General features: G+C 71.5%; 14 protein-coding genes. 5 read left to right on the top strand and 9 right to left on the bottom strand.

Going from position 1 to position 20,712, the window contains the following annotated elements; all coding sequences use genetic code 11:
* Positions 1-62 precede the first annotated feature (62 nt).
* The 7 genes from WJM95_RS07530 to WJM95_RS07500 all read right to left on the bottom strand — a co-directional run bounded on the left by WJM95_RS07530 (position 63) and on the right by WJM95_RS07500 (position 9,959).
* Positions 63-779 (bottom strand): ABC transporter ATP-binding protein, encoded by a 717-nt coding sequence (locus tag WJM95_RS07530; protein WP_339128774.1) that lies wholly within the window; start codon positions 777-779, stop codon positions 63-65.
* Complete coding sequence (locus tag WJM95_RS07525; RefSeq protein WP_339128773.1) at positions 776-1,837, bottom strand: ABC transporter ATP-binding protein; 1,062 nt, start codon at positions 1,835-1,837, stop codon at positions 776-778. The genes WJM95_RS07530 and WJM95_RS07525 overlap by 4 nt, the downstream gene beginning before the upstream one ends.
* A gap of 5 nt (positions 1,838-1,842) precedes the next feature.
* Positions 1,843-3,618, bottom strand: a complete 1,776-nt coding sequence (locus WJM95_RS07520) for a branched-chain amino acid ABC transporter permease (RefSeq protein WP_339135408.1) — start codon at positions 3,616-3,618, stop codon at positions 1,843-1,845.
* 5 nt (positions 3,619-3,623) lie between these two features.
* On the bottom strand, positions 3,624-4,556 hold the full coding sequence (locus tag WJM95_RS07515; RefSeq protein WP_339128771.1) for a branched-chain amino acid ABC transporter permease: 933 nt from the start codon (positions 4,554-4,556) through the stop codon (positions 3,624-3,626).
* Positions 4,557-4,755: 199 nt separating this feature from the next.
* Complete coding sequence (locus WJM95_RS07510) at positions 4,756-5,961, bottom strand: branched-chain amino acid ABC transporter substrate-binding protein (RefSeq protein WP_339135406.1); 1,206 nt, start codon at positions 5,959-5,961, stop codon at positions 4,756-4,758.
* Positions 5,962-7,156: 1,195 nt separating this feature from the next.
* Positions 7,157-7,618: a hotdog fold thioesterase gene (locus tag WJM95_RS07505; protein ID WP_339128769.1), complete on the bottom strand. Its 462-nt coding sequence runs from the start codon at positions 7,616-7,618 to the stop codon at positions 7,157-7,159.
* A gap of 61 nt (positions 7,619-7,679) precedes the next feature.
* On the bottom strand, positions 7,680-9,959 hold the full coding sequence (locus WJM95_RS07500) for an FdhF/YdeP family oxidoreductase (protein WP_339128767.1): 2,280 nt from the start codon (positions 9,957-9,959) through the stop codon (positions 7,680-7,682).
* A 168-nt stretch (positions 9,960-10,127) separates the two neighbouring features.
* Between WJM95_RS07500 and polA the strand changes: the two genes are divergently transcribed.
* Together polA and WJM95_RS07490 are read left to right on the top strand one after the other, a co-directional pair.
* A complete protein-coding gene (gene polA, locus WJM95_RS07495; protein ID WP_339128766.1) occupies positions 10,128-12,854 on the top strand; it encodes a DNA polymerase I in 2,727 nt (908 codons plus the stop codon).
* 427 nt (positions 12,855-13,281) lie between these two features.
* Positions 13,282-14,022: a hypothetical protein gene (locus WJM95_RS07490; protein ID WP_339128765.1), complete on the top strand. Its 741-nt coding sequence runs from the start codon at positions 13,282-13,284 to the stop codon at positions 14,020-14,022.
* Here the strand turns inward: WJM95_RS07490 and WJM95_RS07485 are convergent.
* Positions 13,946-14,797, bottom strand: coding sequence for a DUF4184 family protein (locus WJM95_RS07485; RefSeq protein WP_339128764.1), 852 nt, complete (start codon positions 14,795-14,797; stop codon positions 13,946-13,948). The genes WJM95_RS07490 and WJM95_RS07485 overlap by 77 nt on opposite strands.
* Positions 14,798-15,040: 243 nt before the next feature.
* Here WJM95_RS07485 and WJM95_RS07480 point away from each other — a divergent pair, with 243 nt between their 5' ends.
* The 3 genes from WJM95_RS07480 to WJM95_RS07470 all read left to right on the top strand — a co-directional run bounded on the left by WJM95_RS07480 (position 15,041) and on the right by WJM95_RS07470 (position 18,062).
* On the top strand, positions 15,041-16,744 hold the full coding sequence (locus WJM95_RS07480) for a lytic murein transglycosylase (RefSeq protein ID WP_339128762.1): 1,704 nt from the start codon (positions 15,041-15,043) through the stop codon (positions 16,742-16,744).
* Between the two features lie 165 nt (positions 16,745-16,909).
* On the top strand, positions 16,910-17,044 hold the full coding sequence (locus WJM95_RS07475) for an SPW_0924 family protein (RefSeq protein WP_339128761.1): 135 nt from the start codon (positions 16,910-16,912) through the stop codon (positions 17,042-17,044).
* A gap of 25 nt (positions 17,045-17,069) precedes the next feature.
* A complete protein-coding gene (locus WJM95_RS07470; RefSeq protein WP_339128760.1) occupies positions 17,070-18,062 on the top strand; it encodes a DUF3068 domain-containing protein in 993 nt (330 codons plus the stop codon).
* Here WJM95_RS07470 and hrpB read toward each other — a convergent pair.
* The gene (gene hrpB / locus WJM95_RS07465; protein WP_339128758.1) at positions 18,052-20,664 is read right to left on the bottom strand and encodes an ATP-dependent helicase HrpB; all 2,613 of its coding nucleotides are present in this window, start codon (positions 20,662-20,664) and stop codon (positions 18,052-18,054) included. The genes WJM95_RS07470 and hrpB overlap by 11 nt on opposite strands.
* Between the last annotated feature and the right edge of the window lie 48 nt (positions 20,665-20,712).

The raw sequence follows: 20,712 nt of genomic DNA, 5'->3' as shown, positions 1-20,712 counted from the left end.
GGAGAAGGCCCGCACCCCTGACGGAGGTGCGGGCCTTTTCGTGCGACCGGGGTCGCGGGGTGTCAGTCCTCGCCGAGGTACGCCTTGCGGACGGACTCGTCGTGCAGGAGGTCCTGGCCGGTGCCGGAGAGGACGATGCTGCCGACCTCCATGACGTGGGCCTGGTCGGCCAGCGAGAGCGCCGCCTGGGCGTTCTGCTCGACGAGCAGGATGGTGGTGCCGGACGCCTTGAGCTCGGCGATGGTGGCGAGGATCTTCTGCATCATGATCGGCGAGAGGCCCATGGAGGGTTCGTCGAGCATGAGCAGCTTGGGCTGGGACATGAGGGCGCGGCCCATGGCGAGCATCTGCTGTTCGCCGCCCGAGAGGGTGCCGGCGGCCTGCTTGCGGCGCTCTCCCAGGATGGGGAAGAGGTCGTAGGCGCGCTGGATGTCCTTCTCGATGCCCGCCTTGTCGCTGCGGAGGAAGGCTCCGAGCTGGAGGTTCTCCGCGATGCTGAGGCGGGGGAAGATGTGCCGGCCTTCGGGGGAGTGCGCGAGTCCGAGGGCGACGATCTTGTGGGCGGGGATGTTGGCGAGGGGCTGGCCGTCGAAGAGGATGCGGCCTCCGCTGGGCTTGAGGAGCCCGGAGAGGGTGCGCAGGGTCGTCGTCTTGCCGGCGCCGTTGGTGCCGATGAGGGTGACGATCTGGCCGGCTTCGACGGTGAAGGAGATGCCCTTGACGGCTTCGATCTTGCCGTAGGCGACCTTGAGGTCTTCGACCTCGAGCAGTGCGGTCACTGGGCGGTTCCTTCCTTGGTGGTGCTGCCCTGCGCGTCGGAGTCGTCGGACGCGGTGGGTGCGTCGGAGTCGTCGGACGGGGTGGCGTCCTCGGGTGCCGCGGAGGCCTCGGGGGCTTCGTCGGTGTCCGTGGTGTCCTCGGTCGCCGTGCTGTCCTCGGTGGCCGGGGCAGCGGCTTCCTCGGTCTCCGGCGCGGTGTCGGTCGCGGTCACGGCTTCGGCCGTTCCTGCGGCTTCGGCGGCCTCGACCTCGGCGAGTTCCTCGTCGCCGGGGGCGCCCTCGAAGGGGGTGCCGAGGTAGGCGGCGATGACGCGTTCGTCGCCCTGGACGACTTCGGAGGTGCCTTCGACGAGCTTCTCGCCCTGGACGAGGCAGGCCACGCGGTCGGACAGGTTGAAGATGAAGCGCATGTCGTGCTCGATGACGAGGACGGCGATGCCGCGGTCGCGGATGGCGAAGACGAGTTCTTCGGTCGCGCGGGTTTCCTGGGGGTTCATGCCGGCGGTGGGCTCGTCCAGGAGGAGCAGGCCCGGCTCGCTCGCCATGGCGCGCGCGATCTCCAGCTTGCGCTGCTCACCGTAGGGGAGGTTGCGGGAGAGGTGGTCGGCCTTGTGGTCGAGGCCGATGAACTCCAGCAGTTCCATGGCGCGTTCGCGGGAGGCGGCCTCCGCCTTGCGGAAGCCGGGGCCGCGGAGGATGGCCGACCAGAGGCCTTCCTTGGTGCGGGTGTGGCGTCCGACGAGCACGTTCTCCAGGACGGTCATGTTGGCGAAGAGCCGGATGTTCTGGAAGGTGCGGGCGATGCCGGCGCTGGTGACGAGGTGCGGCTTGGGCGGCAGCACCGTGCCCTTGTAGGCGACTTTGCCCTCGGTGGGGACGTAGAGGCCGGTGAGGCAGTTGAAGAAGGTGGTCTTGCCCGCGCCGTTGGGGCCGATGAGGCCGACGATCTCTCCGGCGTTGACGGTGAGGTCGACGTTCCGGACGGCGGTGAGGCCGCCGAAGCGCATAGTGACGCCGGTGGCTTCGAGGACGGGGCTGGGGGCTGTGGTGGTGGTCATGTTGGTTACGCCCCTGCCTTGGTGACGCCGACGGTGGAGTCGGGCAGGCCCTGTTCGGGGATGTGGACGGGGGTTTCGTCGCTCTCGTGGAATTCGAGCTGGCGGCGGCGGTTGGCGATGATGCCCTCGGGGCGGAAGCGCATGAGGACGACGAGGGCGATGCCGAAGGCGAGGAGCTCGTACTCCTTGAGGAAGCTGAGCTTCTCGGGGAGGAGGTAGAGCAGGGTGGCGCCGAGGATGGGTCCGTTGACGGTGCCCATGCCGCCGAGAACGACCGCCGCGAGGAGGAAGGCGGAGTTCGGGGGCACGGAGCCGGCGAACTGGTACGGCGCCGGGTTGACGCTGTAGCCGACGTGGGCGCTGACGGTGCCGGCGAGGCCGGCGAGGGAGGCGCCGAGGGCGAAGGCGATGAGCTTGACGCGGAAGCCGTTGATGCCCATGGCGGTCGCGGCGGTCTCGTCCTCGCGGATGGCGATCCAGGAGCGGCCGATGCGCGAGTCGGCGGCGCGGTTGAAGACCACGACGACGATCGCCGTGATGACGAGCATCAGCAGGAAGTAGTTCGCGAAGCGGCCGAGGGGGAAGCCCAGGATGTTGTGCTCGGCGCCGAAGTTGAACCCGAAGATGGTGAGGTCCGGGATCATGGAGATGCCGTTGGGGCCGTTGGTGAGGTTGGGTCCGGAGGTGCCGTCCATGTTGTTGACGGCGATGCGGAAGATCTCTCCGAAGCCCAGGGTCACGATGGCCAGGTAGTCGCCGCGCAGGCGCAGGGTGGGGGCGCCGATGAGGACGCCGAAGACGAGCGACGCGGCCATACCGGTGAGCATGGCGGCCCAGAAGGGGAACTGGACGCCGGAGAAGCGGGAGAACTCGGAGCCGGAGACGAGGGCCGCGGCGTAGGCGCCGACGCCGAGGAAGGCGACGTATCCGAGGTCGAGGAGTCCGGTGAGGCCGACGACGATGTTGAGGCCGAGGGCGACGGTCGCGACGACGAGGATGTTGACGCCGAGGTTGGAGTTGTGCTCGTTGTTCGCGAGGAACGGGAAGGCCGCCGCGGCGAGGAAGGCCATGCTGGTGGCGAATCCCTTGTGGCGGGCGTTCAGCTGCGCGAAGCGGTCGAAGAGTCCGGCGGTGAGCAGGGCCCAGGCGCCGAAGACGACGAGGAACAGGTAGCCCAGGAACGTTTCGCTCGCGTCGGGGTCGACGCCGATGCCGTAGTTGAAGACGATCAGCGCGACGGCGGTGGCGGCGGTGACGACGAGACGCTCGCCCCAGGCCGGCAGCTTGGCGGCCGGCGGGATGAGGTCGGGCTTGGTGACGTAGTCCTTGAGGGTGTCCCCGGGCTTGGGGAGTGCCAGGGTGCCGAGGAGGGCTACGAGGGAGCCGACGGCGGCGACGTAGGCGCCGGGGTCGAGCGCGACCAGGCCCTTGAGGTCGACGGCGATGGCGATGGCGCTGAACCAGCTGACGGCGAACGCGGAGGCGGCGGCGAGGACGACGGGCTGGGTGGCGCCCGCCGGGTTGAGCCAGCCAAGGCCGCGGACGTTGAAGAGGGTCAGGCCGAAGAGGAGCGTGAGGACGCCGGCGACGATGTCGAGGACCTGGAGTCCGGCCGGGGAGCCGTAGTAGGTGAGGTCCCCGGGGAAGTCGGACGTGTAGGTCCAGGACATGAACGTGCTGGCGATGGTGGCGATGGCGCCGATGGCGACGAGGACGCGGGCGGCGCTCTCGGGGAGCGCGATCAGGCCGCGCTCGGGGGTGGTGGTCTCGGTGGTTGCCATGGTGCTCACGCCCTGTCCGCGACGCGTTCGCCGACGAGGCCCTGTGGCCTGAACAGCAGTACGAGGATGAGGAGTACGAAGGCCCAGACGGAGGACCAGCCGCCGCCGCCGAGCTGCTGCATGCCGGGGATGCCGTCGATGTAGCTGGTGGCCATGGTCTCGGCGAGGCCGAGGACGAGGCCGCCGATCATGGCGCCGTAGATGTTGCCGATGCCGCCGAGGACGGCCGCGGTGAAGGCCTTGAGGCCCATCTGGAAGCCCATGTCGTACTTGACGGTGCCGTACCGCAGGCCGTACGCGACTGCCGCGACGGCGGCGAAGAAGCCGCCGATGGCGAAGGCGATGACGATGATGCGGTTGGTGTCGATGCCCATGAGCTGCGCGGTGTCGGGGTCCTGCGCGGTGGCCTGCATGGCGCGGCCGGTGCGGGACATGCTGACGAAGAGCGCGAGGGCGGCCATGCACAGGGGCGCGGCGACGATGACGAAGACGCTGCCGCTCTGGATGCTGACCGAGCCGATGTGCCAGGGACCGAACGGGAGCTGAGGGAACGTCAGGTCGGTCTTGGCGTTCGGGTAGGCGTTGAAGACGACCTGCTGGAGCGCGAGGGACAGACCGATGGCGGTGATGAGGGGGGCGAGGCGTGGCGCTCCGCGCAGGGGGCGGTAGGCGAAGCGTTCGGCCCCGACGGCGATGAGGACGGAGACGATTCCGCCGCCTATCAGCATCGCTGGGAGGGCTATCCACATGGATGTGCCGTTTGGCAGAACGTAGAGGTAGACCGAGAGTGCGCCGAAGCCGCCGGTCATGAAGATCTCGCCGTGGGCGAAGTTGATGAGCTGGACGATGCCGTACACCATCGTGTAGCCGATGGCGATCAGCCCGTACATCGAGCCGAGGAACAGCCCGTTGGCCAGCTGCTGCGGCAGGGTGTTCACCGCGTGGCCTCCATGTGGTGGGGAGAGTTGAGCAGGGCGTATGGAGCGGGCCGCGCGGTGACGTGTGGTCGTGGCCGCGCGGCCCTGGGGTTGTGCTGAGGGCGTGGCCGGTGGATCGGACCGGGCTTACGGTGCTCGTCGTCGGGCTCCGTGGCCTGGTGTCGGGCCGATCCACCGGGGTGGCCCGGGATGGTGCTGATCAGCCGTTGAACGTACCGCTCTTGACGGCCTTCCACTTGCCACCGACGACCTGGTAGACGGTGAGCTGCTTGTTGGTGGTGTCGCCGTACTCGTCGAAGGAGACGGGGCCGGCGATGCCGTCGAACTTGGTCTTCTGGACCTCGGCGACGATCTTGGCGCGAGCGCCGTCCGGGATCTTGCCGTCCTTCACGACCGCGCCGATGGCCTTGATGATGGCCGTGGCGGCGTCGTAGGAGTAGCCGCCGTACGTGCCGTAGTCGCCCTTGAGGCCGGACGCCTTGTACTTCTTGATGAAGTCGGCGGCGGAGGCCAGGGAGTCGACGGGCTGACCGACGGAGGTGGCCAGGTCACCCTCGGAGGCCTTGCCGGCGGTCTGGATGTAGGTGTCGCTGAACATGCCGTCGCCACCGAACAGCGGGATCTTGACGCCGCCGTCCTTGAGCTGCTTGGTGAGCTTCTCGGACTCGTCGTACTGGCCGCCGTAGTAGACGAGGTCGGCCTTGGCGTTCTTGATCTTGGTGACGAGAGCGGAGAAGTCCGTGTCGCCGGTGTTGACGTGGTCCTCGCCCGCGAGCTTGCCGCCGGCCTTGGTGAAGCCCGCCTTGAAGAGCTTGGCGAGGCCGGCACCGTAGGTCTGCTTGTCGTCGACGACGTACACCTTGCGCTTCTTCAGCGTGTTGTAGGCGTAGTCGGCCGCGAAGCCGCCCTGGAGGGCGTCGGTGGTGGCGGTGCGGAAGTAGGTCTTGAACGGGCGGGTCTTGGAGGTCTGCCAGTTCTTGCCCTGGGTCAGCTCGGGCGCCGTGTTGGACGGCGAGATCTCGACGAGGTTGGCGGTGTCGAAGACCTGCTGCATCTGGGTGGCGACGCCGGAGTTCAGCGGGCCGACGACGCCGAGGACGTTGTCCTTCTGGACGAGCTGGGTGGCGTTGGCCTGGCCGGAGGCCGGGATCGCCTTGTCGTCGAGCGCCTGGACCTTGAAGGTCACGCCGGGAACGGTGTTGTTCTTGTTGGCGTCGTCGACGGCGATCTGGACGCCGCCCTGGATGCCGAGGCCCGTGGCGGAGTTCTGACCGGTCAGCGGCGCGTCCACGCCGATGATGATCTCGGTCTTCTTGTCGCTCTTGCTGTCGCCGCTGTTGTCGCGCGAGCCGCAGGCGGTCAGCGTGAGTGCCCCTGTCGTGAGCACGGCGGTGAGTATGACCATGGAACGCTGTCGCACGTTGAATCCTCTCCCTGGCGCGGCACCCCAGGGTGGGGGCCGTGTGTCTCGCCGGGCCGTACTGGATGAAGCAGGGCCGTGCAGTGACGCGCCCGGCGGCGCGGTGACTGGCCGTGACTATAAGCGCAGGTTGGGGGGGTGGGGAGGAGCGTGGGGAAGGCTGTGACGCTCTTGTTATCCGGGGGGTGCCTCGCGGGGCGTGGGGCGGACGATCGGAGCATTTCGGCGTGCTGGCCGGAGGCGGTTGTGTGTTCGCATGGTGAGAACGCGCTGTTCCGGGTTGATGGCGGATACCGGAAGCTGTACGCGTGGCGACGGTCCGGGGTGCCGTCGGGGGCGTGCCGTGGTGCGGCTCGTGGTGCGGGGAATGATTTATTGCGGCAGAGGTAACCGACTGTTACCACCGTGTGAGGCGGTCGCCGGTGCCTTGGCCGGGTGAAGTGGGTGTGGGGGAGGGCGTGTTGGGGAACCGGGGGGCGCGCGGGCCGGTCTTCGCTTCCGATGCCCGGGTGCCGCCGAGGTGAGGCTTTGCTGTCGCTGTGCGTTGCCGTGGCCGGTGCGCAGGTCGGGGCGGGGGGCCTTGCCGGCGGGCGTGGGGCGGGCGCGGTCGTATACGGCGCCGCGCGAGGCGACGGGCCGGGGATTTCCGGCCTTCACTGTCCGTGGCAGCGGAGGGGCGGTGCCACGCTCAACTCGGGCTGCCCGGAGCCTGTTTGACGGGCCGTGACGGCGGCCGTCGCCCTCGAAGCGGAAGCGGATGGGCGCGCGGCGGGGGCCGTTGCGAGCGAGGCCGGCGGCACCCGGCGGTCACGGGCGGTGGTCGCGGCGGGCGCGCTCGCGGGCCATGGAGCGGCGCCGGTTGCGATCGCGACCCGGACGTCGCGGGGCGCGGCTGTCAACAGTGTGGTACGGGCGGCAGTTCGGTCTTCCGGGGGGCTTGACGCGGGGAGCCTCGCCTCGGGAGCCCGGCACGCCGGGGCGCGCACGGGCGCGCACCTGCCGCACCCGGGGACCCCGGCCGCTCCAAGCCGCGACGGAACCAGCAGGGGCCCGCGGATCGTCGCTGCCCGCTGCCCGCTGCCCGCTGCCCGCTGCCCGCTGCCCGCTGCCCGCTGCCCCGGGGCGCGGTGACGGGGTGATCTGGGAGCCCGGGGGCGCGGAGCCCCGGGCTCGCCCGGTGTCAGCTCTGCGGCGCGTCCTTGAGGATGCACGTGAGGCGGGCGCTACAGACCCGCTTGCCGTCCTCACCGGTGATGACGATCTCGTACGTGGCCGAGGTGCGGCCGCGGTGGACGGGGGTGGCCACGCCGGTGACGAGGCCGGAGCGGACGCCGCGGTGGTGGGTGCAGTTCAGGTCGACGCCGACGGCGATCTTGCTGATGCCGCCGTGGAGCATGGCGCCGACGGAGCCGATGGTCTCGGCGAGGACGGCGGAGGCTCCTCCGTGGAGCAGGCCATACGGCTGGGTGTTGCCCTCGACGGGCATGGTGCCCACGACGCGGTCCGCGGAGGCCTCGGTGATCTGGACGCCCATGCGGTTGCCGAGGTGGCCCGCGGAGAACAGCGCCGGCAGGTCGACGCCGAGTGCGGCGTACTCGTCGATGACCCCTTGCGGGAACTTCGGGGTGTGCTGTTCGCCCATGGGGTCCGGCTCCGTTCGTCGTTGACCGCTTCGTCGCGGTTGTCTCCTGCTGAGCGAACGCTCAGTCGGCTGTCGATTGTTCCAGACGGACGACCACGGATTTGCTGGCGGGGGTGTTGCTGGTGTCGGCGGTCGAGTCCAGGGGGACCAGCACGTTGGTCTCGGGGTAGTAGGCGGCGGCACAGCCCCGGGCGGTGGGGTAGTGCACGACGCGGAAGCCGGGCGCGCGTCGTTCGACGCCGTCCTTCCACTCGCCGACCAGATCGACGTACGAACCGTCGGTGATGCCGAGTTCGCGGGCGTCGTCGGGGTTGACGAGGACGACGCGGCGGCCGTTCTTGATGCCCCGGTATCGGTCGTCGAGTCCGTAGATGGTGGTGTTGTACTGGTCGTGGGAGCGCAGGGTCTGGAGGAGCAGGCGGCCCGCGGGGAGTTCGGGGTGTTCGACGGGCGCGGCGGTGAAGTTGGCCTTGCCGGTGGCCGTCGGGAAGCGGCGTTCGTCGCGGGGGGCGTGGGGGAGGGCGAAACCGGCGGGGTCCGCCACGCGCGCGTTGAAGTCGTGGAAGCCGGGGATCACGCGGGCGATGCGGTCGCGGATGGTCGCGTAGTCCTTCTCGAACTCTTCCCAGGGGGTGGTGCTGGTCTCGCCGAGGACCCTGCGGGCGAGACGGGCGACGATGGCGGTCTCGGACAGCAGGTGGGGGCTCGCGGGCTCCAGGCGGCCGCGTGAGGCGTGCACCATGCCCATGGAGTCCTCGACGGTCACGAACTGTTCGCCGCTGTCCTGGAGGTCGCGTTCGGTGCGTCCGAGGGTGGGCAGGATGAGGGCGCGCGCGCCGGTGACGACGTGCGAGCGGTTGAGCTTGGTGGAGACGTGGACGGTCAGCCGGGCGCGTCGCATTGCCGCCTCGGTGACGTGGGTGTCGGGGGAGGCGGAGACGAAGTTGCCGCCCATGGCGAAGAAGACCTTGGCGTCGCCGTCGCGCAGGGCGCCGATGGCCCGGACGACGTCGTAGCCGTGTTCGCGGGGCGCCTTGAAGCCGAACTCCTTCTCCAGGGCGTCGAGGAAGGCGGGGGCGGGGCGTTCGAAGATGCCCATGGTGCGGTCGCCCTGGACGTTGGAGTGTCCGCGGACGGGGCAGACGCCGGCGCCGGGGCGGCCTATGTTGCCGCGCAGCAGCAGGAAGTTGACGACTTCGCGGATGGTGGGGACGGAGTGCTTGTGCTGGGTGAGGCCCATCGCCCAGCACACGATGGTGCGCTGTGAGGCGAGGACCATCCTCAGGGCTTCGTCGATGCTGTCGCGGGTGAGGCCGGTGGCGGTGAGGGTCTCGTCCCAGTCGGCGGCGCGGGCGGCCTCGGCGAAGTCCTCGAACCCGTGGGTGTGTTCGGCGACGAACGTCTCGTCGACGGCGCCCTCGGTGCCGAGGATCAGCTTGTTCAGCAGGCGGAAGAGTGCCTGGTCGCCGCCGATGCGGATCTGGAGGAAGAGGTCGGTGAGGGCGGCGCCCTTGACCATGCCCTGGGGGGTCTGCGGGTTCTTGAAGCGTTCCATGCCCGCTTCGGGCAGCGGGTTGACGGTGATGATCTTCGCGCCGTTGCTCTTGGCCTTCTCCAGGGCGGAGAGCATGCGCGGGTGGTTCGTGCCGGGGTTCTGTCCGGCGACGATGATCAGGTCCGCTTTGTACAGGTCCTCCAGGAGGACGCTGCCCTTGCCGATGCCGATGGTCTCGTTGAGTGCGGAGCCGGACGACTCGTGGCACATGTTCGAGCAGTCGGGCAGGTTGTTCGTGCCGAGTTCGCGGGCGAAGAGCTGGTACAGGAACGCCGCTTCGTTGCTGGTGCGGCCCGAGGTGTAGAAGAGGGCCTCGTCGGGGGAGCCGAGCGCGGCGATCTCCTCGGCGACGATGTCGAAGGCGCGGTCCCAGCCGATCGGCTGGTAGTGGTCGGCGCCCTCGGGCAGGTACATGGGGTGGGTGAGGCGGCCCTGCTGGCCGAGCCAGTAGCCGCTGCGGTCCGCGAGGTCGGAGACGGGGTGCGCGGCGAAGAAGTCCGGGGTGACCCGCCGCAGGGTGGCTTCCTCGGCGACGGCCTTGGCGCCGTTCTCGCAGAACTCCGCCTTGTGCCGGTGCTCGGGTTCGGGCCAGGCGCAGCCCGGGCAGTCGAAGCCGTCCTTCTGGTTCAAGCGCAGGAGCGTGAGCGCGGTGCGGCGGACGCCCATCTGCTGCTGGGCGATGCGCAGGGTGTGGCCGATGGCGGGGAGCCCGGCGGCGGCGTGCTTGGGCTCGGAGACCTGTGGAGCGTCCTGGACCGGATCGCTTTTCGGCGGCTTGCTGGCCATCCTGAACCCCTTCGCGTGCGCACGGCGGTGTGCGTGTGTTCGTACCGCTTGGATCCTCGCACGCGCGGCCGACAGTGCTGCCCGTGGGTTGTGGGAATCCGGGGCGGGAAAGGGTGCGCCGGGCCGGGACGGTCCGCGTTGTCAGTGGGCCGTGGCAGGATCGGGGGTGTGGCAGAGACAGCATCGAAGCAGACCGAGAACACCGCAGGTACGGGCCGCCCGCGCCTGATGCTCATGGACGGGCACTCGCTGGCCTACCGCGCGTTCTTCGCGCTGCCCGCGGAGAACTTCACCACCGCGACGGGCCAGCCGACGAACGCCATCTATGGTTTCGCGTCGATGCTGGCGAACACGCTGCGCGACGAGGCGCCCACGCACTTCGCGGTGGCGTTCGACGTGTCGCGCAAGACGTGGCGGTCCGAGGAGTTCACCGAGTACAAGGCGAACCGGTCGAAGACCCCGGACGAGTTCAAGGGGCAGGTCGAGCTGATCGGCGAGCTGCTGGACGCGATGCACGCGCAGCGGTTCGCGGTGGACGGCTTCGAGGCCGACGACATCATCGCGACGCTCGCCACGCAGGCGGAGGCCGAGGGTTTCGAGGTGCTGATCGTCACGGGTGACCGTGACTCGTTCCAGCTCGTCTCGGAGCACACGACAGTGCTGTATCCGACGAAGGGCGTCTCGGAGCTGACGCGCTTCACCCCGGAGAAGGTCTTCGAGAAGTACGGGCTGACGCCGGCGCAGTATCCGGACTTCGCGGCGCTGCGCGGAGACCCGTCGGACAACCTGCCGGGCATTCCCGGGGTGGGGGAGAAGACGGCCGCGAAGTGGATCAACCAGTTCGGTTCGTTCGCGGACCTGGTCGAGCGTGTCGACGAGGTCAAGGGCAAGGCGGGCCAGAATCTGCGGGACCACCTGGAGGCGGTGAAGCTCAACCGCCGTCTCACGGAGATGGTCAAGGACGTCGAGCTGCCCCGGACGGTGACGGACCTGGAGCGGGCCGCGTACGACCGTACGGCTCTCGCGATGGTCCTGGACACGCTGGAGATCCGTAACCCCTCGCTGCGTGAGCGGCTGCTGGCCGTCGACCCGGGGGCCGCGGAGGCCGAGGAGACACGGCCCGTCGTCGAGGGCGTCGACATCGACGGTGCGGTGCTGGGCGCGGGCGAGCTGGCGCCGTGGCTCGCCGGGCACGGCACCGGGGTGCTGGGTGTGTCCACGGTCGACTCGTGGGCGCTGGGCTCGGGGTCGGTCGCCGAGGTGGCGCTCGCGACGGCTGCGGGCCCCGCGGTGTGGTTCGACCCGTCCCGGCTGGACGAGCCGGACGAGAACGCGTTCGCCGCGTGGCTCGCCGACTCGGACCGGCACAAGGTGATGCACAACGCCAAGGGCGCGATGCGGGTCTTCGCCGAGCACGGCTGGACCATCGAGGGCGTGACGATGGACACGGCGCTCGCCGCCTACCTCGTCAAGCCGGGCCGCCGCTCCTTCGCGCTGGACGCGCTGTCCCTGGAGTATCTGGGCCGGGAGCTCGGGCCCGCGGCGGCGGCCGACGGGCAGCTGGCGTTCGGCACGGACGAGCAGGCCGAGGCCGACGCGCTGATGACACAGGCCCGGACGATCCTCGATCTGGGGGAGGCGTTCGGGGAGAAGCTCCAGGAGGTCGGCGCGGCGGATCTGCTGCGTGACATGGAGCTGCCCACGTCCAGCCTGCTGGCGCGGCTGGAGCGGCACGGCATTGCCGCGGACCGGGCGCATCTGGAGGCGATGGAGCAGATGTTCGCCGGCGCGGTGCAGCAGGCCGTGAAGGAGGCGCACGCGGCGGCCGGGCACGAGTTCAACCTCGGTTCGCCCAAGCAGCTCCAGGAAGTCCTCTTCGGTGAACTGGCCCTGCCGAAGACCAAGAAGACGAAGACGGGTTACACCACGGACGCGGACGCGTTGGCCTGGCTGGCGACGCAGACCGAGAACGAACTGCCCGTGATCATGCTCCGTCACCGTGAGCAGGCCAAGCTGCGGTCCACGGTCGAGGGTCTGATCAAGACGATCGCGGCGGACGGGCGGATCCACACGACGTTCAACCAGACCGTCGCGGCGACCGGCCGACTGTCGTCGACGGACCCGAACCTCCAGAACATCCCGGTCCGCACGGACGAGGGCCGTGCGATCCGCCGCGGCTTCGTCGTCGGTGAGGGCTTCGAGTGCCTCATGACCGCGGACTACAGCCAGATCGAGCTGCGGGTGATGGCCCACCTGTCCGAGGACGAGGGGCTGCTGGAGGCGTTCACCTCCGGCGAGGACCTGCACACCACCGTCGCCTCTCAGGTGTTCTCGGTGGAGCGGTCCGCCGTCGACGCCGAGATGCGGCGCAAGATCAAGGCCATGTCGTACGGCCTCGCGTACGGGCTGTCGGCGTTCGGCCTGTCCCAGCAGCTGAACATCGAGGCGGGCGAGGCCCGTGCGCTGATGGACACGTACTTCGAGCGCTTCGGCGGTGTACGGGACTATCTGCGCCGGGCGGTCGACGAGGCGCGGGCCACGGGCTATACAGCGACGCTCTTCGGGCGCCGCCGCTATCTGCCCGATCTCAACAGCGACAACCGGCAGCGCCGTGAGGCGGCCGAGCGGATGGCCCTGAACGCGCCCATCCAGGGCACGGCGGCCGACATCGTGAAGATCGCGATGCTGAACGTGGACCGGGCGCTGCGCGAGGCGAAGCTCGACTCGCGCATGCTGCTCCAGGTCCATGACGAAATCGTCCTGGAGATCGCGCCCGGTGAGCGGGAGCGGACCGAGGAGCTGCTCCGCCGCGAGATGGCGTCCGCGGTGCGGCTCGACGTCCCGCTGGACGTCTCCGTCGGCGCGGGCCGCGACTGGGAGTCGGCGGCCCACTAGCCGTCGGGCGCCGCCGTCACAGGAAGGCCGGGAACCGGACACCGCGAGGTGCCGGCCCCGGCCTTCCGGAGTTTCCGACCGCACCGGCCTCTCCGGGGTCCGCCCCGGCCCCTCCCGGCCCCTCCCGGCCCCTCCCGGCCCCTCCCGGCCCCTCCCGGCCCCTCCCGGCTCCGCACCGCCCTCTCCGGCTCCGGCCGTGCACCGGCGAGTCCGTCCTCGCACCGGTCTCGCCGGCTCCGGACCTCCGGATCTTCCGTCCCCGCACCTGCCTCACGTTCCGGCCCCGCACCGGCGTTTCGGCCTCCCCGCCGGGGATCTGCTTCCCCACGCCGGGCGTCCTCGCGTATGCCAGGGCGTGGCCCAGGGGTGTCACCCGCGTGGCTCGTACCGGGCGCCCCGGGCCGGGGGGTGACGTAAGGATGCGGGCATGGGTATACGCACGCTGCACTGCCGTACGGCCATGGCCACGACCGTGGTGGTCGCGACCGCGACGGTGGCCGCGGCCGTCGTCCCCGTGCTGCTCGCTCCGGTGCCGGCGGTCGCCGTCGGTGCCGGTACCGCCCAGCTGCCCGGCCGGGCCCTCACCTCGCGTGACGAGGACCGCGAGGAGGATTTCGGGGCCCGCCTGGCCCGCGATCTCCAGGCGGCGCTGTCCGCGAGCCCGGGCACGGTCCTGGTCTCGGTGCCCGACGGCCGAAGGGACGCGGGGGCCCGCCCCACGGCCGGTGAGCGCTCGCGGTGGCCGGCGCTGGTCACCGGCGTCCGCGCTCTGCTGAAGGCCGGCGCGCACCGCGTGCGGGAGCTCGCGCGGCTCCGTGACGGCCGGCGCCGCAGGGCGTTCTTCGGGCTGCCGCGCGGACTGGGGGCGCACACCTCGACCGGCCGGCTGCCCCGGACCGCGAACGGCGGGCGCGTCCACGGCATCGGCGCCTTCACCGGCCCGACCCGCAGCTACCGGATCATCGTCCTGTCGTACGACCATCCGACGATGTCGTACGGCGCCCGGGTCGTGGAGCGGGTCGCCCAGGCCGTGCACCGGAGCCTCGGTCAGGGCCGTGGGCTGCTCCGCGCTCTCGCCGCCGGCACCCCGGTCAGCGGGAGGCGGGACGGCTCGGCTCCGTACGCGCGGCCGGACCGGGACGAGCCGGAGCGGGACGCCAGATCCTGACCGCCGCGACGTACAGGCACAGGCCGAGAACCAGACCGGCGCCCCCGCCGAAGCACAGCGGCGGAATGAGTTCCCACGGCTTCGCGACGGACTTCCAGTACGCCCACCACCGCACCGCCCGCTGCACCGCGGCGGCCAGCGCGAGGCCGCCGATCACCGCGGCGGCGAGCCGGCGGTCGGCGGTGGACAGGACGGGCACTCCCACGACGGGGCCGTCCGGCGCGCCGCGCAGCGCGCGCACGACGAAGGTGACGATCACGACGGCCGCGAGGGCCGAACTGCCGTACTGGACGTACCAGTAGAGCGGCGAGCCCGCGAGGGTCCGTCCGAGGACGGGGAGGAGCTGAACCCCCCATCGGTCGTGATGGGTGAACGCGTCCCACACGACATGCGTCAGCGCGCCGAGCGCCGCGGAGGCGTACCACCACAGAACGGTCGGCGCGCGCACCGGCTCGCGCGGTGCTCCGCAGCGTACGAGCTGGGCCGTGCGCCCCTGTCGTGCCGCGGGCATCAGCGCCACCAGTGGTTCGCGCAGCACCAGCCAGGCGCCCACGAGCATCCATGCGATGAGCACATCGACGGTGAACACGCCGGTGAACGCGTGGGTGAACGTGCCGAATTCCATCGCCCCGGGCACAACGCTGGCCGCGTAGTAGGTGATGTCGGGGGCGAAGGAACCCGCGACGAGAACGGCGGGAATCAATCGGCCGCGGCCGTTTCCGTTCCCGCGTATCGCGGGCAGTACGGCGGCCGCGTGACTGAGAGTGAAGGGCAAATCGTCCCCCTGTGCCACCTGTTGACCGGATGTGTTCGGTCAGTTGATCACCGGAGGCCAGTATGCGGGACGACGGTACATGGCCAACTGGTGAATATCGGGCGCCAACGGGTCCCTGGGCGACGGAAGTTGTCGTAGGGTCACCTGGGTTGCCGTGCGGGGGAGCGCGGCCGGAAGCAGCGGCATCGCACAGGTCTGAGGGACGACAGGTTACGCCGGTCGTCGGTGGGAGGGGTTCACTCAATGGCGGCGCAATTCGGCAGGAGGCTGCGCAAGGGCGCGGCAACCACCGCTGTGGCCGCGGTCGCGGTCGCGGCTCTGTCCGCTTCGCAGGCCCCGGGAGTGATCGTCGACGACCACGGCAGACAGTCGGCGGGCGCCGACCTCGGCCTGGGCACCGAGGACGCGGGCGGTGACGGCACCGCGACCGGCAACTCGCGCTACTACACCGACCTTCCGCCGCTGGAGAGCCCGAACCCCGCGCCGAGCGCGAGCACGGGAAGCGACACGCCCACGGTGACCGGCACCGCCGAGGCGGGCATTCCCGCGAGCGTGCTGGCCGCCTACAAGCGGGCCGAGGCGTCGCTGCACGAGGCGAAGCCGACCTGCAATCTGCCCTGGCAGCTCCTGGCCGCGATCGGCAAGGTCGAGTCGGGCCAGGCCCGCGGCGGCCGTGTCGACGCGAACGGCACGACCCTGTCGCCGATCCTCGGCCCGGTTTTGAACGGCAACGGCTTCGCCAGCATCAAGGACACCGACCACGGCGCGTTCGACGGCGACAGCACGTACGACCGGGCCGTCGGGCCCATGCAGTTCATCCCCTCCACCTGGGCGTGGGCGGGCCGCGACGGCAACGGCGACGGCAAGAAGGACCCCAACAACGTCTACGACGCGGCACTGGCCGCCGGGCACTACCTGTGCCGCTTCGACCACGACATGTCGGTCCAGGCGCAGCTGAACGCGGCGATCCTCAGCTACAACAACTCGACGGCGTACCTGAACACCGTCCTGTCGTGGCTGGAGTACTACCGCAAGGGCACGCACGAGGTGCCGGACGGTACCGGCGCCCTGCCCTCGCACGACAGCGACGAGCCCGGCTCGCCGAGCCCCACGCCGGTGCAGCCGTCCCCGCCGAGCAGTCCCCACCCGGGCGGCACCCCGACGAGCCCGGCGCCCAAGCCGACTCCGCCCGCCACCCCGACGCCGCCGCCCACGAAGCCCCCGACGGGCACGCCGACCCCGACGCCGACGCCCACCGAGACGGTCGACCGTCTGACGAACATGGGTGCCGGGAACCTCACGGCGACGGCCGGGGACACGTTCGCGCAGAAGATCGCGGTGCGCACCGCCGACAAGGCCGGCAAGCCCGTGGGCAGGGTCCGCGTGCGGTTCACCATCGTCGGCGACACCGACGCCACCTTCACCGGCGGCGAGAACGTCGCCACCCTGGTCACCAACGGACTCGGCATCGCCACCGCGCCCGCCCTCGTGGCAGGGGAGAAGACGGGCGACTTCACGGTCCGCGCCACCGTCGTCGGCCGCGTCATGGCGGGCCTCGACTACACCGCGAGCGTCACCGCCCGCCAGGCCGACACCCTCACCCGCACCGGCGACACACCGCTCACCTGCGTCCCGGGCGGCGAGTTCGCCGACCAGATCGCACTGAAGGCCACCTACAAGGACGCCGCCGCGCCCAAGGTCGCCGCCACCGCGACCCTGATCAAGTCCGCCGACGACCCGACCGCGAACGACAAGGGCCCCTACTTCAAGGACGCGGACGGCAACCCCGTACGCACCCTGGCCGCCCTGACCACCGACGCCGACGGCGTGCTCCAGCTCCCGAAGCTGTACGCCGACGACACCACCGGTACCTTCCTGCTCCGCGTCACCACCACCGGCGGGGCCACCCTGACCGTCGAACTCACGGTGGCCGCCGCGGCCTCCTAGGACGGCGCCGCCACCGGGCGGCCCGCGCTCGCCTCCGGGGCGCCCTCACGGCTCACGCCGCGAGGGCGCCCTGATCCGTTGCGGTGCGCGTGTTCTCATCTCGCGCCGCCGTTGCTACGGTGCCGGACCTGACGCTGTATCAGCTCCTGGCCCCGGGAGGCCCGCATGCGTGCCCTCATCGCCGCCGCGACCGGTCTCGCCGCGGCGCTCGCGCTGGTCCTGACCGTCACGGCCATGGGCTCGCCGGCCGGACACACCTCGCCGAAGCCGCTGCTCACCACCGTCCCCCAGCACCCCTGACGCACGCACCGGGAGGGCCGTCGAGATGCGCCGCAAGGCAAGCCTGATCCTGCTCGCGCTCGCCGTGTTCTTCGCGGCGCTGTCCCCGCTGCTGCGCTGGTACGCCTTCCCGCGCCTGGCCAAGATCCCCGCCGGCCAGTACCAGGACATGGTCCTCGAGGCGAAGGACGCGACCCTCCTCGACTACGGCACCATGAAGGCCAGGAAGGTCTCCAAGGTCACCGTCGTCCAGACCCTCAAGGGCAACGTCGAGGCCTCCGACCGGATCGAGCGGACCGCGGGCCGTGACGTCGTCGTCTGGGACTCCCTGTCCTACGTCCAGGGCCCCGACGGAAAGATGGTCTCCAAGCTCCCCGAGCGCTACATCTTCGACGCGCACAGCCAGGAACCCGTCCACGCCACCGGCGAGTCCGTCGACGGCGACCCCGTCACCCGCCGGGGCATCGAGTTCAAATGGCCCTTCAGGACCGAGAAACGGGACTACGAGTACTTCGACGCCCAGACCCGCACCTCGGCGCCCATCCACTACAAGGGCACCCGGACCTTCCGGGGCGTCGACGTCTACTACTTCGAGCAGACCATCCCCTGGACCAAGGTGACGTTCCCCAAGGTCATGCCCGTCCAGGGCGTCACCCCCGAGTCCCTCGCCAAGACCGGCACCACCCGCTGGTACACCACCGTCCGCAAGTTCTGGGTCGAGCCGGTCACCGGGGCGCCCGTCTACGGCGAGGAGATCCACAAGGAGGAGCTGCGCGGCGGCACTCTCCTGGGCGGCCGGGACAAGGTGACCGCCTTCGCCGGGGATGTGAAGATGCGCGAGGACTACGTCCGGCACACCGTCGACCTCGTCAAGTCCAACCGCACCCTCGTCCTGATGATGACCTCCTACCTCCCGTGGGGCTTCCTGCTCCTCGGCGCGGCCCTGCTGTCCCTGTCGCTCTACCTGGAGGCCCGCGGCCGCAGGCCGGGCGACCCCGCGGCCGCCCCGGCGGCCGACCCCGAGCCGGTCAGCGCCTGAGCCGCGCGTTCGTGTACCGCGTCGGCTCGGCGGTCGCCGGGTCCTCGGGCCACGGGTGCTTGGGATAGCGGCCGCGCAGCTCCGCCCGTACGCCCCTGTAGCCGTCCTTCCAGAAGGACGCGAGATCGGCGGTCACCGCGGCGGGCCGGCCCGCGGGAGACAGCAGATGCACGAGTACGGGCACGCCGGCCAGGGAGGGCGACGCCTGGAGCCCGAACATCTCCTGGAGCTTCACGGCGAGCACCGGCTGCGCCGGGTCGGTGTAGTCGACGCGGATCCTCGACCCGCTCGGCACCTCGATGCGCTCGGGCGCGAGCTCGTCGAGCCGGGCCGCCTCCCCGGTGGCCCAGGGCAGCAGCCGGTTCAGCGCCTGCCCCGCGTCGATCCGCGCCAGATCGGCCCGACGCCGGGCACGGCTCAGCTCCGGCTCCAGCCACTGCTCCACGCGCGCGTGGAGGGCGTCGTCGCGGACGTCCGGCCACGGATCGCCGAGCCGCAGCCGCAGGAACGCGAGCCGCCTGCGCAACTGCTCGGCATCCGGCGACCACCGCAGCAGACCGAAGCCCTCCTCCCGCAGTCCTTCGAGCAGCGCCTCCCGTACGAGCCCGGGGTCCGCGTCCCGCAGCGGCCGCACGGCCAGCTCCACCGCGCCCAGCCGCTCCACCCGCCGGGCGACGACATCGCCGTCGGCCCAGTGGACCTCCTCGCCCTCGCCGTACAGAACGGCGGCGGCCCGCCGCGCCGTCGGCTCGTCGATCACCGCCGCCAGCCGCACACGCGCGTGCCCCCGTCCGACGGGACGGTCGGCGACCGCCACCGCGATCCAGGGAGCGCCGCGCAGCACGGACCCCTCACCGGCGTCGGCGCGCGTCCCGCCGACCATGAGGTGGGAGCCGCCCCGCAGGTGCGCGACACGTTCGGGGAACGCCAGCGCGGCCACGAGCCCGGCGACCCGGTCGTCCCCTCCCTGCACACCCGCCCCGCCGTCCCCCGCGGGACCCGGTTCCCCGGTGTGCGCGCTCCGAGGTGCGGCCGACGCGCCCGGAGAAGAAGAAGGGGAGCCGGAGCGGACGGGGGAGGAGCCGGGGGAATGGAGGCCGGCCGCCGCCGAGCGGAGGCGACGGGACTCGGCGCGCCAGCGGGCCGCGTAGGCGTCACCGCCGCGCCGGGCGGTGCGCCAGGCCGCGGCCAGGTCGTCGCCGTACTCGCGCGGGGGCTCCTCGCTCAGCAGGGCGACCACGTCGGCGGCCCGCGCCGCGCCCACCAGCGGGGTCGCGTCCAAGAGGGCGCGCGCCAGCCTGGGGTGCAGGCCCAGGCGGGACATCCGCACACCGCGTTCCGTGGCCCGCCCCGCCGAGTCGACCGCGCCCACGGCCGACAGGACCGCCCGCGCCGCCGCCATGGCCCCGTTCGGCGGCGGATCCAGGAGGGCGAGTCCCGTCGCCCCGGGATCGCCCCAGCAGGCCGCCTGGAGCGCGAACGCCGTCAGGTCGGCCACCTTGATCTCGGGGGCCGGGAACGGCGTCAGACGGCCGTCCTCCGCCTCCGCCCAGCACCGGTAGACCGTTCCCGGGGCCTCACGCCCGGCCCGCCCCGCCCGCTGCCGCCCGGCCGCCTGCGAGGCCCGTACGGTCGCCAGGGCGCTCAGCCCGCGCGCGTGGTCCACCCGCGGCTCCCGTGCGAGCCCCGAGTCCACGACCACGCGCACCCCCGGAACCGTCAGCGAGGACTCGGCCACCGACGTGGAGAGGACCACCCGGCGCCGCGCACCCGCCGTGAGCACCGCGTCCTGCACGGCCGCCGGAGCCCGCCCGTGCACCTGGAGAACCTCGACGTCCCCGACGCCGCCCAGCTGCCCGGCGACCCGCGCGATCTCCCCGACCCCGGGCAGGAAGCACAGGACGTCACCGTGACGCTCGGCCAGCGCCCGCCGCACCGTGGACGCCACATGCGTCAGCAGCGCCGGGTCCACCCGCATCCCGTGCGGCGGCCGTACCGGGCGCGCCGGCGGCGCCCACACCGTCTCGACCGGATACGAGACGCCCTCCGCCTCGACGACCGGCGCGTCGCCCAGCAGCCGCGCCCACCCCCCGGCGTCCGTCGTCGCGGACGCGGCGAGCAGCCGCAGTTCAGGACGGAGCGCGGCCCGCACGTCCAGCAGGAACGCGGCCACCGTGTCGGCGTCCAGATGCCGCTCGTGGCACTCGTCGAGCACGACGACGTCGACGCCCGCGAGCTCCTGGTCCCGCTGAAGCCGCTGGAGCAGCACCCCGGTCGTGACGACCTCCACGCGCGCGCGGGGGCCGACCACCCGCTCCCCGCGCACCGTGAAGCCGACGCTCTCCCCGACCTCCTCGCCCAGCAGCCACGCCATCCGGCGGGCGGCGGCGCGCGCCGCGATCCGCCGGGGCTCGGCCACCACCACACGCCGCGCGGGCCGGGCCTCGTCCAGGAGACCCGCCAGCGCCAGCGGCACCAGCGTCGTCTTGCCGGTGCCGGGCGGCGCCACCAGCACCGCGGCGCCGTGCCCCTCCAGGGCCTCGTCCACGGAGGGCAGGGCGCCGCGCACGGGCAGAGCGTCGAGGGCTTCGTAACGGATCACGCCCCCAGTCTCGTACGAGGGCCGGACCGGCCACGCACGAACCCGGGG

Source organism: Streptomyces sp. f51 (assembly GCF_037940415.1).
Taxonomy (GTDB): domain Bacteria; phylum Actinomycetota; class Actinomycetes; order Streptomycetales; family Streptomycetaceae; genus Streptomyces.
This window is presented reverse-complemented; position numbering and strand designations above follow the sequence as displayed.